We start from the raw sequence: 12927 nt of genomic DNA, 5'->3' as shown, positions 1-12927 counted from the left end.
GCGCCCAATGCGATACATTGAGCACGCGGAAACATCCGATGATTAGGAGACAACATGAGCATCGTCACTTCCTGCACAACTGAGGACGTGCGGTTCCCGACGTCGCAGAGCCTCGATGGCTCTGACGCAATGAATCCTGATCCAGACTATTCCGCGGCCTACCTGGTTGTACACACCGATGCTGACGACGGCCTCTCGGGCCACGGCTTCGTGTTCACGATCGGTCGCGGCAACGACATCCAGCAGGTCGCGATCGATGTCGCGGCATCGCACATCGTCGGCCGCGATGTCGAAGAGCTGCTCGCAGACATGGGTGCCACGAGCCGTCTGCTGCTGCACGACTCGCAGCTGCGCTGGCTCGGGCCCGAGAAGGGCGTCATGCACATGGCGATCGGCGCTGTCATCAATGCGCTGTGGGATCTCAAGGCGAAGCGTGCGGGCATGCCGCTCTGGCAGCTGCTCTCGCGCATGAGCCCCGAGGAGATCGTCGACCTGGTCGACTTCCGCTACCTGTCGGATGCGCTCACTCGCGAAGAGGCACTCGAGATCCTGCGCGCTGCCGAGCCCGGTCGTGCCGACCGCGAGCAGCAGCTGCTGGCAGAGGGCTACCCGGCGTACACGACCACGCCCGGCTGGCTCGGATACTCCGACGAGAAGCTCACGCGTCTCTGCAAGGAGGCTCGTGACGACGGCTTCACGCAGATCAAGCTGAAGGTCGGTGCTGATCTCGAAGACGACATCCGCCGCTTCCGCAAGGCTCGCGAAGTGCTCGGCCCCGACTTTCCGATTGCCATCGACGCCAACCAGCGCTGGGGTGTAGCGGACGCAATCGAATGGGTCAATGCGCTTGCCGAGTTCAACCCCCACTGGGTCGAGGAGCCCACGAGTCCCGACGAGGTGCTGGGTCATGCGGCGATCGCTCGCGGCATTGCGCCCATCCCCGTTGCGACTGGCGAACACGTGCAGAACCGCATCGTCTTCAAGCAGATGATGCAGGCGGAGGCGCTCGAATACGTGCAGATCGATGCGACGCGAGTCGGCGGTGCGAACGAGATCATCGCGATTCTGCTGCTGGCTGCGAAGTTCGGCCTGAAGGTGTGCCCGCACGCCGGCGGCGTCGGCCTCTGCGAGGCGGTGCAGCACTTCTCGATGTTCGACTTCGTGGCTGTCACCGGCACCAAGGAGGGCCGTGTGATCGAGTTCGTCGACCACCTGCACGAGCACTTCGTGACGCCGACGGTGATCGAGGGCGGCTCGTACCAGACGCCCACTGCTCCCGGCGCCGGAACCGAGATGCTCGAAGCCAGCGTGCGCGAGTACGCTTTTCAGGAGGAGGCCGCCCGATGAACAGTGCCGCACAGCATCCGCTGGCGAAGCATCCGCTCGCGTTCGGTGCGGCAACGGTCGGCAACCTCTATCGCGAAGTCAGTGACGAGCGTGCCTGGGCAGTGCTCGACGCGGCATGGCAGGCGGGCATTCGGCACTTCGACACGGCGCCTCACTACGGCATCGGCCTCTCAGAGCGACGCCTGGGTGCATTTCTGCAGACGAAGCCGCGCGACGAATTCGTCATCTCGACCAAGGTCGGACGCATCCTCGAGCCTGTGACGCCTGTCGAAGGCGACGACATGCAGCACGACTTCGCGGTGCCGAAGACTCACGTGCGCCGCTACGACTACTCGGCTGACGGCATCCGTCGCAGTCTCGATGACTCCCTCGAGCGGCTCGGACTCGACCGTGTCGACGTGCTCTATCTGCATGACCCCGAGCTGGCGGCAGAGGGCACGGATGCGGCACTCGCCGCTGGACTGCCGGCGGTTGCGTCCCTGCGCGATCAGGGTGTCGTCCGTGGGGTCGGCATCGGCTCGAAGGATCTCGATGCCCTGTCTCAGGCTGCTGTCAGCGGCTTTGCCGACACCCTCATGATCTCGGCGCAGTACACGCTGCTCGAGCAGGCTGCTGGCGAGAGGCTGCTGCCGCTCATGCTCGAGCAGGGCGTGCGGGGAGTTGCCGTGTCGATCTTCAACTCGGGCCTGCTGGCGAAGCCGCGCCCCGCATCCGACGCCCGCTACGACTATGGGTCTGCGAGTGCTGAACTCGTGGCCCGAGCGCACAGCATTGCCGATGTCTGTGAAGCGCACGGTGTCGATCTGCCGACTGCTGCGATCGCGTACCCGTTGCGCCATGAGGCGATGGTGGCGTGTGCGGTCAGCGCTTCGTCGAGTGAGCAGGTCGAGCAGACTGCTGCGCGCGCTGCTGTGGATGTTCCGGATGCCCTGTGGAGTGACCTCACTGCGGCTGGGCTCATCCCGTAGGGTTTGCTCATGGGCCGCATCGACACGCACCTGCACATCTGGAGTGAGCCGGCTGAGTATGCCTGGCTGACTGATGATCTGGCACCGATCAACAGGCCGATCGGTGTTGCCGAGGCGCGTGATGCCTCGGCGTTGTTCGGGTTTGAGCAGGCTGTTCTGGTGCAGGCTGCTGACACCGATGCCGACACCGACTACCTCTTGTCGCTTGCCGATGCGCACGACTGGATTCTCGGAGTGGTCGGATGGGTTCCGCTCACCGACCCGCAGGCTGCGGGGGAGCGCCTTGAAGAGCTTGCTGACAAGCAGCTCGTGGGAATTCGCGCGCTGATTCACGATCAGCCTGATCCGCGACTGCTCGATCGTCCTGAGGTGCGCGAGACGCTGGGGCTGATCGCAGAGAGCGGCTTGGCGTTCGAGATTCCCGACGCGTTCCCCGATCAGCTGGCCGCCGCATCCCGTGTCGCCGATGCCATGCCCGACCTGTGCATGGTGCTCGACCACCTCGGCAAGCCGCCGGTAGGTGACTTGCGTGAGTGGGCTTCGCAGCTCCGCGACTTCGCAGCGCACGACAATACTCATGCGAAGCTTTCGGGTCTTCACCAGGGCGGAGCGGTGCTGCCGTTCACGCATGCGCTGGAAGCATGCAGTGTCGCCGTTGAAGCGTTCGGCACCACACGCATCATGCTCGGTTCGGATTTTCCGATGCCCCTACTCGGCGACGGTGTGAACGCGCTCGCCGCACAGGTCGACGAGCTGCTCGAAGAGACGATGAGCCCTCTCGAGATCGACTATGTCGGCTCACGGAACGCTGAAGACATCTACGGACTCGCGGCAGTGCCGCTTGACTGAAAGGAATCCCCAATGCTCACTGGAATCAACCCGCTGCTGAACGGCGACCTGCTTCGCGTGCTCGACCACATGGGTCACAACGACGTGATCCTCATCGCCGATGCGCACTACCCGTCGTATGGCATGGGAGTGCCCGTTCTCGAGGTCGCTTCGACGACGCCTGATGTCGTGGCTGCTGTGCGATCGGTGTTTCCGATCGACTACTACGCCGAGGCTTCTGTCACGTTCATGACGGCAGAGCCGGGAGTCGGCGAAGAGGTGCAGGCGCAGCTTCGTGACGCAGTGAACACGTCACTGGATGAGCGGGTCGAGTGGATCGATCGATTCGACTTCTATGAGCGGGGTCGTGAGGTGTTTGCTGTGATTCGCACAGCCGAGACGCGCAAGTACGGCTGCATCATGCTGCGCAAGGGCGTTGTCGGCGACCCCGAGCAGTAGGGGGCAGTCGGCCAGCAGTCGCTAGTCGGCGGATTCGTCGAGCTCGGTGCTGATCCAGCGTTCGGCGCCCGAGATGTGCAGTGTCATGGCGGCGCGGGCGACGGTCTCGTCGCGTTCGCGGATGCTCGCCAGGATCTGCCGGTGTTCGCCGAGTGTGCGTGCGACGGCGTTCGATTCGGTCACTCCGCGCCATACGCGTGCGCGCCAGGTCTGGCTGCCGATCGCTTCGATGAGGCCGACGAGGTAGTCGTTGCCGGTTGCCTCTGCGAGCATGCGGTGGAACTCGAGATCGTGTGTGACGAGGTCTTCGGTGTCTGAAGTCTCGTCGATCTTGTCGAGGTGGGCTTCCATCTCGGCAATCTGATCGGCGGATGCGCGCTGGGCAGCGAGGACGGCGATGCCGGGTTCGAGCAGGCTGCGTGCTTCGAAGACCTCCATGACGGCGGAGTCGGAGTGGTAGTCGAGAATGAACGACATCGTCTCGATGAGCAGGCTCGGTCGGAGGCTGGTGACGTAGGTTCCGTCGCCGCGACGAACGTCGAGCACGCGCATGGTTGCGAGTGCTTTGACGGCTTCGCGCATGGATGAGCGGGAGAGGCCGAGGCGTTCTGAGAGCTCCTGTTCGGGAGGCAGGCGATCGCCGGGAGAGAGTTCGCCGGATTGGATCATCTGCTTGATGCGGCTGATCGCATCGTCTGTGACGCTCATGGCTCCAGCCTACTTGGCTGAGTCTGGCTCTGTTCGCGATGTTCGTGTGCCTCTGACAGCAGGCGGGTGACGGTCACGCATTGCTCGCCTCTGCGCGAATGGTGGGGGCACCAGAAACCGCAATTGGCGCATCCGTGCACCAGAAGCCGCAGGTTGTGCGGTTTCTGGTGACATCGCGGTTTCTCGTGACGCGGTCGGGCGTCAAGCGTGGCATCAACTGTCGGGCATCATCTTCGGATTGCCCTGATTGCTTTCCATTTCTGGGTTTGGGGATCCTGGGTCATCTTGAGGTGTTCCAGGTGCACCTGATGGTGGTGAAAGCTGCAGAGGTTGACTCCGTTGTCGAGGTCGGTTCTGCCGCCTCGTGACCAGTGTTTGATGTGGTGTGCTTCTGCCCACACGGCAGGTATGCCGCATCCGTCTGTTGCGCAGGTGGGGTAGGCGACGTTCAGTGCTTTGCGCTGTGTGGGGGAGAAGAGTCGCTGTGACCGGCCGAGCTTCAACACATTGCCGGAGTCGTCGGTGATGGCCGCCTGTACGGCTCCGTCGCAGATGATGCGCGAGACCTCTGCGACCGGTACGAACTCCTGGGTGCGGCTGACGCGTGCGAGTGCGGGCGTGCCGTTGGCGTGCTTGTTGATCTCGCTCATCGGCACCGTGACCAGCAGCGTCGGCGCGGCGCCGCCCTGGGTGCTGGTGTGCTTCGACTTGGCGGCGGTGGTGAAAGCCTGGACGAATGCGTCGGCCATCTTCTGCTCACGGGTGCGCATGTCGATCTCGGGGTCACCATCGGGCGCCGAAAGGCGCGTGCGCGGCGACGCGTTCGCGTCAAGGAACTGCATCACCGCGGCACCATCCGTTGCCGACAGCACTGCAATGACGGAGATCATGCCGTCTTCTTGCGCCCACGCTTTGCACAACCGTCGGGCATGCTGCTGTTCGGTGTGCAGTTCGACCTGCTCGGGGTCGTGTTGGGCGAACCATCCGCGGATGCTGTCGCGCAGATCCTCTGGGCTCCAGGGCTGGCTCGAATTTTGTCCCTCGGCGAAGGAGACCGCGCTGCGGTCAGCGACGGCGATGAATTCGGCGTCGTAGTGATTGCGCTGTCGGTCGAACTCGCGCGTGATGATGATGGCCTGCTGGGATGAGATCGTGCCTGCTTCGATCGCTGCAGCCAGCACGGGGTATTCGCGGTGCTGCAACAGCTTGCCGAGCCGCACGTAGGCGTCTGCCTGCCCCTTGGCGAAGCCCACCTCGTGCTGCAACAGTGTCGCGGTCGATGAGTATCGGAGATCTTTCGCGACACTTGACAGGGCCGACCCGGAGTGCTCGAGCACCTGCGCAAACCTGGCCAGATGCGCCTGGTGCTGCAGGGCGAACTCGGTCATCGCGTTGAGCGTCGCAAAACGGTCACCGGTCGAGCACGACGTGAAGTCATCGAAGGCGGCATCGAACACCTGGGCGGCCTCAGCGGTCAGTTGCTGAATCGCGGTTGCGGTGCTCATGCTCACCTCCTTCGTTAGAACGAATCTACTACCCACTACTGACACGAGATCCAAGAATCGGCCCCTGTGGAAAAGAAAATCTGTGGAGAGCTGCGCTGCGCCTGCAAGCTCCAGCCGAACCATAGGCAACCGCTTTAGGCTTGGGGCATGAGCAACTCGCAACAGGTACTCGTGCTCGGCGAGGCCGGACGAATCGATCCCAGCGCCCAGCTGCAGGCGACCGCAGAGCGCGTCCTCGCAGCCGCTGATCTGCGCCCTGCCCGGGCCGTCGAGGTTGCGCCGCTCGACGGCGCCGACCTTCCGTCAGTCACCATCGATCTGACCGGATGCGCGGTCGACGACATCGAGTCGATCAAGGGCTTCGAAGCCGATGGCGTCGACGTCACCGAGCACTTCGACAGCATGCACGCGAACGCCGGGCTGCTCCGGAGTCTCGATGTGCGCGCAGAGCCCATCACCCTGTTCGGTGCTGATGTCTCGATGAAGCTCGAGCTGCAGCAGGTTCCGATCGTGTGGATGGAAGACGTCGAAGGGCGCCTCGGCGTCACCGTCGACGAGGAACGCCGCGACTCCGGCATGGCAGGCAGCGCCGTCGTCTCGGTCGGCCAGAACGAGGCAGTCGATGCTCTGCAGAAGGTCGCCGACGCGCTCCTCGCTTCAGAGAACGCGCCGTTCAAGGTCGAGGTGCAGCAGCTTCGCCTCACGCAGATCGACGCGCGATCAGTTCGTGCCGAGGCGATCGCGAAGGTTTCGAAGGGCTTCCTGGGTGCTCGAGCCACGGCCGATGCGACCCTCTCGATCGACCGCGATCTCGTGCTGCACGTGTCTGACATCGCGCTCTCGAGTCGCAACCCGGTCATCCTCGCAGGCCTGAAGGTGCTGCAGTCGAAGCTCGAGATCGATCCCATCGAGCTGGCAGACTTCGAGATCGCGGGTGCGAGGCTTCAAGACGTTACGATCACAGCGGATGAGCGGCTCACCATTCGCGCGCTGCTCGGCTGAGGCGCCGCCCATGACGCACTCAGCAGTTCGCCCGCCCCTCGGCAGAGAGGGCACACGCTACGCGAGGCGTGCCGGATTCTGGGTGCACGCCATTTCCGGGTTCGGCTGGGGGCTCACGGCCCCGCTCGCCTGGATGCTCGGCATCATCTCGCTCTTCTTCCTCGTGTTCGGCGCGATACCGGCCGACGCCGACGGCCAGACACTCCAAGACGTCAGCGCCGAGATGATGGGCGACATCGGTTCGGCACCGGGGTTCTCGCTCTACCTGTGGTCGGTCGCGATCGCATGTGCGGTGTTCGCAGTCGTCTCGCTCATCGCGGGTATCGCAGCGTTCCGCCGCTGGGGCGGTGGCAGAGCGTTCTGGATCACGGTGCTCTCGGGCCTGATCCCGCACATTCTGATCTTCCCGGTCGTGATGGGCATAGGCACATTCGTCACGGCGCTGTTCATGTCGATGACGGATGCGCCATCACCTCTGACGGGGGAGCTCCCGGTCAGTGTGCTGGTCATCACGGCGGTCTTCGGTGTGATCAATGCCGTCGTCCACGGGCTGCTCGGGATGCTCTGCAGCTGGCTGTTCGCCAATGCGATGCGGCCGCGTGAGCAGCTGCGGTTCTGACCCCCACCCACTCGGCTGAGACACAGCTGCCCGCCAGCCCCTGACCAGGCCGCGCGGCTACCTTGACGAGCAACCTCTCGCCTCAGGAGCCGCCTGCCATGTCGACCCGCCCATCCGTTCCGCACACCGTCAGTCGCGGTGTGACGCGCACCGGTCTGCTGGTGCACGGCGGCGCAGGGCTCCTCATGGGGTTCGCCGCGCCCGTGGGCGGCGCCGTCGCTATCGCAACCGTCGTCACGATCGTCTTCAGCCTGTTCAGCCCACGCGGCTCGGTGTTCGGCGACCTCGCAAGCCTCTACGACGACTTCTTCGACGACGACATCGCAGTGGCAATGTTCTGCATCGCCGTGCTGCTGCTGGCGACAGCCGCGGTGGTCGCAGCCACCGTCATCGGAACACGCCGCCTGCTGCCATTCGGATGGCGCCGGGCGCTCGCGATCACGATGCTCTCGGGGCTTGCGAGCTGGCTTCTGCCGTTCGTGGTCGCAGGGCTGCTCGGCATCGGATTCTGGCAGATCGTCGTCGACGTGATCGGCTACCGAACCACGCCCGTGCTCATAGGCATGGTCATTGCCAGCATCGTCTCAGCAGTGCTGATGGCAGGCGCGAACGCGGTCCTCGGAGCAGTCGCCATGCGGCTGTTCGCTCACTGGCTGCGTCCGCGAACATGGCCCGTGCCGAGCGTGCCGGCCCCGGTGCAGTCGCCTATGACCCAGGTCGTGCTGCTGTGCCCTCTGCATCACCAGACGTCGGCTTCGCACTCGAGCCACCAGCAGCTGCTCGCACGCTGGATGCCCCCACAAGCCCCAGAAGGCACAGCACCAGCGGCACCGTGAGCGCGATGCTGAGGTCAGTGAATCCGGCGACCCAGCCGACCACCGCGGGCCCCGCGAGCATGCCGACATAGCCCGCACTGACGATGCGCGACAGCACGACTGCCCGCTTCTTGACCGGCAGGTTGCCGGCTGCCGTGAAGATCTGCGGAACAACCCCCGCGACCCCGAGTGCGAAGACCGTCCAGCCGACGAGTGCGACCCAGAACGCCGGCGACACCACGACGATGCCGAGGCCGACGGCCGAGATCAGCGAGCCGAACCGCACCACGGCGACCGAGCCGAATCTGCGCACGACGAAGTCGACCATGAACCTCGCCACTGTCATGCTGACGGCAAAGGCTCCGTACGCGATCGCGCCCGTCGCCTCTGATTCGCCGAGCACGTCGACGGCATGCAGCGCACTCCAGTCGCTCGCGACGCCCTCGGCCAGCATCAGCACAAATGCGAGCAGCGCAAGCAGCACGATCTGCGAGATCGGCACGGTTCTCGTCGACTTGCCGGGGCGCGAGTCACCGGATGCGCGACTGACGGCAAGCAGCTCGGATGTGGTGACGTCGGGCTCGGCGCCGCGTTTCGGCAGCAGTGCCATGGCGACGAACGCGAACCCGACGGCCAAGGCTGCAGCGATCACGAAGCTCGGCAGCACGGCGAGCTGCACCGTCTGCACGAGCCACCCGTACGCCGCACCGAGCGCTGTGCCGATCGAGAAGAAGGCGTGCATCGACGACATGATCGCCTTGCCGCGGTCGCGCTCGACTTCGACCGCCTCGGCGTTCATGGAGACGTCTGCGAGCCCGTTGCCGAGGCCGAACAGGAACAGGGCGATGCCGAGCGTCACGGCATCGGTTGCGAACGCCGGCGCGAGCAGCGTCACGGCAAGCAGCAGGTGCCCGGCCAGCAGCGGCATGCGCGCGCCGAATCGCGAGATCAGCAGCCCGCCGGCCTGCATCGAGATGAGCGAGCCGAGGCCGAGGGCGAGCAGCGTCGTGCCGAGCTCGGCCTTCGAGATGCCCGTGGCCTGCTGCACAGCAGGGATGTGCACGAGCCAGACGGCCAGCAGGAAGCCGACGATCGCGAACGCGACACTGGCGCCGAAACGGGCCTTTGCGACCGCGCGGGTCTGCCGGATTCCAGGTGCACTGCTCACTGCCACAGCCTAGCCGCGACGTCCGACACGGGAGTCGACCCGCGCATCCGCTTCGCTTGTCCCAACTCGACAACCGGCCCCCCTCAGACTGTAGGCTCGCCCCATGGGAGACCTTTTCCAGGACTACGACGCCCCGATCAAGAATGCTCCGAACCGGCAGAGTGAGCCGTGGGACGAAATGTTCGACCCGACGGGCACGCCCAGGGCGCCCTACCGCGACATCTACGAGGCCCTCAGCAGCATGAGCCAGGGCGAGCTGCGCGGACGAGCGGATGCGCTGGCCCGGTCGTACCTCGCACAGGGCGTCACGTTCGACTTCGCAGGCGAAGAGCGGCCCTTCCCGCTGGACGCGGTGCCGCGGGTCATCACCGCTGACAGCTGGAACCACGTTGAATCGGGCGTCAAGCAGCGTGTTCGTGCGCTCGAGGCGTTTCTGGCCGACGTCTACGGTCCGCAGCGAGCGATCGACGACGGCGTCATCCCAGCCAAGCTCATCTCGTCGTCTGCGCACTACCACCGCCAGGCCGCCGGATTCTCGGGTGCCAACGGCGTGCGCATCCATGTCTCGGGCATCGACCTGATCCGTGACGAAGTCGGCGACTGGCGCGTGCTTGAAGACAACGTGCGCATCCCCAGTGGCGTCAGTTACGTGATGTCGAACCGCCGCATGATCGCCCAGACGCTGCCCGAGATGTTCGCTCGTATGCGCGTTCGGCCGGTCGGCGACTACTGCGACCGGCTGCTGAAGGCCCTCCGCGCGGCTGCTCCCGCCGGCATCGACGACCCCACTGTCGTCGTACTGACTCCCGGTGTCTACAACTCGGCGTACTACGAGCACACGCTGCTCGCTCGCCTCATGGGCGTCGAGCTCGTCGAAGGCCGTGACCTCTTCACCTCCGGCGGTCGCGTCTATATGCGCACCACCGAGGGCCCGCAGCGCGTCGACGTGATCTACCGCCGGGTCGATGACGACTTTCTCGACCCGCTGCAGTTCAGGGCAGACTCCATGCTCGGCAGCCCGGGCCTCATGCTCGCCGCTCGCCTGGGCAACGTCACGCTGGCGAACGCAGTCGGCAACGGCGTCGCCGACGACAAGCTGATCTACACCTACGTGCCCGAGCTGATCGAGTACTACCTCGGCGAAGAGCCGATTCTGAAGAACGTCGACACCTGGCGCCTCGACGAGCCAGAAGCGCTCGAAGAGGTCATCGACCGACTCGACGAGCTGGTCGTGAAGCCCGTCGACGGGTCGGGCGGCAAGGGTCTTGTGATCGGGCCGGATGCGTCGCGCAGCGAGCTCGACGACTTGCGGAAGCGGCTCATCGACGATCCGCGTGGCTGGATCGCGCAGCCCGTCGTGCAGCTGTCGACGATTCCGACACTGGTCGAAGACGGCGTTCGTCCGCGCCACGTCGACCTGCGTCCGTTCGCCGTCAACGACGGAGAGGACATCTCGGTGCTGCCCGGCGGCCTCACCCGCGTGGCACTGCCCGAGGGACAGCTCGTCGTGAATTCGTCGCAGGGCGGCGGCTCGAAAGACACCTGGGTGCTCGGCGACCCGCGCGACCCGATCCCGACCACGCGTGACATCGAAGCCGAGTTCGGAGCGACAGGAGAGCCGATGACCGAGTCGATTCCGATCATCGTGCCAGAAGAGCACACGCAGGATCAGTCGCCGCAGGACGAGCGACGCGACCAAGACGAACAGCAGCAGCAGACAGGAGGCGCATCATGCTGAGCCGCATTGCCGAATCACTGTTCTGGATCGGCCGCTACATCGAGCGCGGCGACGGAACAGCGCGCATCCTCGACGTCTACCTGCAGCTGCTGCTCGAAGACATCTTCGTCGACGAAGACACAGCCTGCCGCGCGCTGCTCGGCGTCATGGGCAGCGAGCCGCCCACCGACCGCAAGCTCAAGCGCCAGGACGTCATCACGCCGCTGGCCACCGACCCGATGAGCACCACGTCGATCGCGTACTGCCTGCGGGCTGCTCGCGAGAACGGCCGCCGTGCGCGCGAGATCATCTCGAGCGAGCTGTGGGAGGTGCTGAACATCACCCACACGGGCATGCCGAAGTCGACCAAGGGCGACCAGATCCACGAGCTGTTCTCCTGGACGCGCGAGCGGGCTGCGCTCGCCTCTGGCATCGCCGACTCGACCTCGAGCCGTGACGACGCATGGAGCTTCTTCACGCTCGGCAGATCGATCGAGCGAGCAGACATGACCGCACGCCTGCTGGCGACCCGCGCACTCACTGAGGCGTCGGGGCCATCGTGGACGACCATCCTGCGCTCCGTCGGTGCGTACGAGGCGTATCTGCGAACGTATCGAGGCGTGCCCTCGAGCACGAATGCTGCGGAGTTCCTGCTGCTCGACCGCCTGTTTCCGAGGTCGATCATGCATTCGCTCACACTCGCGGAACAGTGCCTTCGCGACATCGATCCGACGCAGCAGCGCATCGGCTACGGCGACTCGGCAGTGCGGATGCTCGGGCACATTCGTGCAGAGCTCGAGTTCCGGCCGATTTCGCAGGTCATCGAGGAGCTGCCGATCATGATGGATCACGTGCAGTCGACGACCACGAACGTGTCGGAGGCAGTGCGCGAGCGCTACTTCCCGACGCACAATCTGCCTGCATGGATGGGAGGCCAGTCATGAGTCGCATCCACATTCGGCACACGACCGGATACCGCTACGAGGAACCCGCGAAGGCGTCGTACAACGAGGCTCGCATGCTGCCGGTGTCGACCGACGGCCAGTTCGTCATCTACTCGAATCTCGACATCCAGCCGAACACTTCGGTGAACCAGTACGACGACTACTGGGGCACGCGCGTGACCTCGTTCGATGTGCTCAGCCCGCACACCGAGCTGCAGCTCACGGCAGAGTCGCTTGTCGAAGTGCGGCCGCGCATCCCCTCTGGTCACGACATCTCGTGGGAGCAGCTGGGTCGCGTGACGCAGCGCTCGATCCACTACGTCGAGCACCTCGACCAGACGCCGCGCACCGAGCCGACCGACGACCTCGTCGAGCTTGCGAAGGGCATCGCCGAAGAGTCAGAGACGCCCGGCATCGCTGCGGCTGCGATTGCGCGCCGGGTCGGCGAGCAGATCGAGTACATGTCGGGTGTGACCCACGTGCACACGCTCGCTCGCGAGGCGTGGACGAACAAGAAGGGCGTCTGCCAGGACATCGCGCACATCACGATCGGTGCCCTGCGTGCCGTCGGGATTCCGGCGCGCTACGTGTCGGGCTACCTGCACCCGCGGCCGAACGCTGAGATCGGCGAGACGATCACGGGCGAGTCGCACGCGTGGGTCGAGTGGTTTGCCGGCGACTGGTTTGCCTGGGATCCGACGAACCTCATCGACATCGGCGAGCGTCACGTGAAGATCGGCTACGGCCGCGACTACAACGACATCCCGCCGCTGCGAGGCGTGTTCGCCGCCAGTGGCGAGAGCAAGCTGTTCGTCAAGGTCGAGATCACGCGCGAGAGCTGACGCCT

Annotated in this window: 12 protein-coding genes; 9 read left to right on the top strand and 3 right to left on the bottom strand. The window is 65.1% G+C overall.

The annotated features are described in order from the left end of the window. Positions 1–54 precede the first annotated feature (54 nt). Genes CZ674_RS02160 through CZ674_RS02145 form a run of 4 tightly spaced genes read left to right on the top strand, consistent with a single transcriptional unit; the run spans position 55 to position 3602 of the window. Complete coding sequence (locus tag CZ674_RS02160) at positions 55–1347, top strand: L-fuconate dehydratase (RefSeq protein ID WP_086990822.1); 1293 nt, start codon at positions 55–57, stop codon at positions 1345–1347. Continuing rightward, the gene (locus tag CZ674_RS02155; protein ID WP_086990820.1) at positions 1344–2315 is read left to right on the top strand and encodes an aldo/keto reductase; all 972 of its coding nucleotides are present in this window, start codon (positions 1344–1346) and stop codon (positions 2313–2315) included. The genes CZ674_RS02160 and CZ674_RS02155 overlap by 4 nt, the downstream gene beginning before the upstream one ends. Positions 2316–2324: 9 nt before the next feature. Continuing rightward, positions 2325–3164 carry an amidohydrolase family protein gene (locus CZ674_RS02150; RefSeq protein WP_143244597.1) on the top strand — a complete coding sequence of 280 codons (840 nt, stop codon included), beginning with the start codon at positions 2325–2327 and terminating at the stop codon, positions 3162–3164. 12 nt (positions 3165–3176) lie between these two features. Beyond that, positions 3177–3602 (top strand): RbsD/FucU family protein, encoded by a 426-nt coding sequence (locus CZ674_RS02145; protein WP_086990816.1) that lies wholly within the window; start codon positions 3177–3179, stop codon positions 3600–3602. Between the two features lie 21 nt (positions 3603–3623). On the opposite strand, the gene CZ674_RS02140 is transcribed toward CZ674_RS02145, so the two are convergent. Then, a complete protein-coding gene (locus tag CZ674_RS02140) occupies positions 3624–4310 on the bottom strand; it encodes a FadR/GntR family transcriptional regulator (RefSeq protein ID WP_086990814.1) in 687 nt (228 codons plus the stop codon). Positions 4311–4537: 227 nt separating this feature from the next. After that, positions 4538–5815 carry an HNH endonuclease signature motif containing protein gene (locus CZ674_RS02135; RefSeq protein ID WP_159456869.1) on the bottom strand — a complete coding sequence of 426 codons (1278 nt, stop codon included), beginning with the start codon at positions 5813–5815 and terminating at the stop codon, positions 4538–4540. 147 nt (positions 5816–5962) lie between these two features. Between CZ674_RS02135 and CZ674_RS02130 the strand changes: the two genes are divergently transcribed. Both CZ674_RS02130 and CZ674_RS02125 read left to right on the top strand, forming a co-directional pair. Beyond that, positions 5963–6817, top strand: a complete 855-nt coding sequence (locus tag CZ674_RS02130; protein ID WP_086990810.1) for a hypothetical protein — start codon at positions 5963–5965, stop codon at positions 6815–6817. Between the two features lie 10 nt (positions 6818–6827). Continuing rightward, the gene (locus CZ674_RS02125; protein ID WP_086990808.1) at positions 6828–7436 is read left to right on the top strand and encodes a hypothetical protein; all 609 of its coding nucleotides are present in this window, start codon (positions 6828–6830) and stop codon (positions 7434–7436) included. 705 nt (positions 7437–8141) lie between these two features. Here the strand turns inward: CZ674_RS02125 and CZ674_RS02115 are convergent. Next, the gene (locus CZ674_RS02115; RefSeq protein WP_159456868.1) at positions 8142–9419 is read right to left on the bottom strand and encodes an MFS transporter; all 1278 of its coding nucleotides are present in this window, start codon (positions 9417–9419) and stop codon (positions 8142–8144) included. Between the two features lie 103 nt (positions 9420–9522). Between CZ674_RS02115 and CZ674_RS02110 the strand changes: the two genes are divergently transcribed. From CZ674_RS02110 to CZ674_RS02100, 3 genes are read left to right on the top strand one after another with little or no spacing between them, the layout of a single operon-like run. Beyond that, positions 9523–11157, top strand: a complete 1635-nt coding sequence (locus tag CZ674_RS02110; RefSeq protein ID WP_086990802.1) for a circularly permuted type 2 ATP-grasp protein — start codon at positions 9523–9525, stop codon at positions 11155–11157. Further along, positions 11151–12080 (top strand): alpha-E domain-containing protein, encoded by a 930-nt coding sequence (locus CZ674_RS02105; protein WP_086990800.1) that lies wholly within the window; start codon positions 11151–11153, stop codon positions 12078–12080. Before CZ674_RS02110 ends, CZ674_RS02105 begins: the two co-directional genes overlap by 7 nt. Continuing rightward, on the top strand, positions 12077–12922 hold the full coding sequence (locus CZ674_RS02100; RefSeq protein ID WP_086990797.1) for a transglutaminase family protein: 846 nt from the start codon (positions 12077–12079) through the stop codon (positions 12920–12922). The genes CZ674_RS02105 and CZ674_RS02100 overlap by 4 nt, the downstream gene beginning before the upstream one ends. Positions 12923–12927: the final 5 nt, after the last annotated feature.

Source organism: Agrococcus casei LMG 22410 (assembly GCF_900163565.1).
Taxonomy (GTDB): domain Bacteria; phylum Actinomycetota; class Actinomycetes; order Actinomycetales; family Microbacteriaceae; genus Agrococcus; species Agrococcus casei.
Note: the sequence above shows the minus strand (reverse complement) of the source record. Positions and strands in the feature narration are given on the sequence as shown.

Excerpts from the sequence above, each read along its gene's own strand:
- CZ674_RS02160 (WP_086990822.1), top strand. The coding sequence starts at position 55 with ATGAGCATCGTCACTTCCTGCACAACTGAGGACGTGCGGTTCCCGACG.
- CZ674_RS02155 (WP_086990820.1), top strand. The coding sequence starts at position 1,344 with ATGAACAGTGCCGCACAGCATCCGCTGGCGAAGCATCCGCTCGCGTTC.
- CZ674_RS02150 (WP_143244597.1), top strand. The coding sequence starts at position 2,325 with ATGGGCCGCATCGACACGCACCTGCACATCTGGAGTGAGCCGGCTGAG.
- CZ674_RS02145 (WP_086990816.1), top strand. The coding sequence starts at position 3,177 with ATGCTCACTGGAATCAACCCGCTGCTGAACGGCGACCTGCTTCGCGTG.
- CZ674_RS02140 (WP_086990814.1), bottom strand. The coding sequence starts at position 4,310 with ATGAGCGTCACAGACGATGCGATCAGCCGCATCAAGCAGATGATCCAA.
- CZ674_RS02135 (WP_159456869.1), bottom strand. The coding sequence starts at position 5,815 with ATGAGCACCGCAACCGCGATTCAGCAACTGACCGCTGAGGCCGCCCAG.
- CZ674_RS02130 (WP_086990810.1), top strand. The coding sequence starts at position 5,963 with ATGAGCAACTCGCAACAGGTACTCGTGCTCGGCGAGGCCGGACGAATC.
- CZ674_RS02125 (WP_086990808.1), top strand. The coding sequence starts at position 6,828 with ATGACGCACTCAGCAGTTCGCCCGCCCCTCGGCAGAGAGGGCACACGC.
- CZ674_RS02110 (WP_086990802.1), top strand. The coding sequence starts at position 9,523 with ATGGGAGACCTTTTCCAGGACTACGACGCCCCGATCAAGAATGCTCCG.
- CZ674_RS02105 (WP_086990800.1), top strand. The coding sequence starts at position 11,151 with ATGCTGAGCCGCATTGCCGAATCACTGTTCTGGATCGGCCGCTACATC.
- CZ674_RS02100 (WP_086990797.1), top strand. The coding sequence starts at position 12,077 with ATGAGTCGCATCCACATTCGGCACACGACCGGATACCGCTACGAGGAA.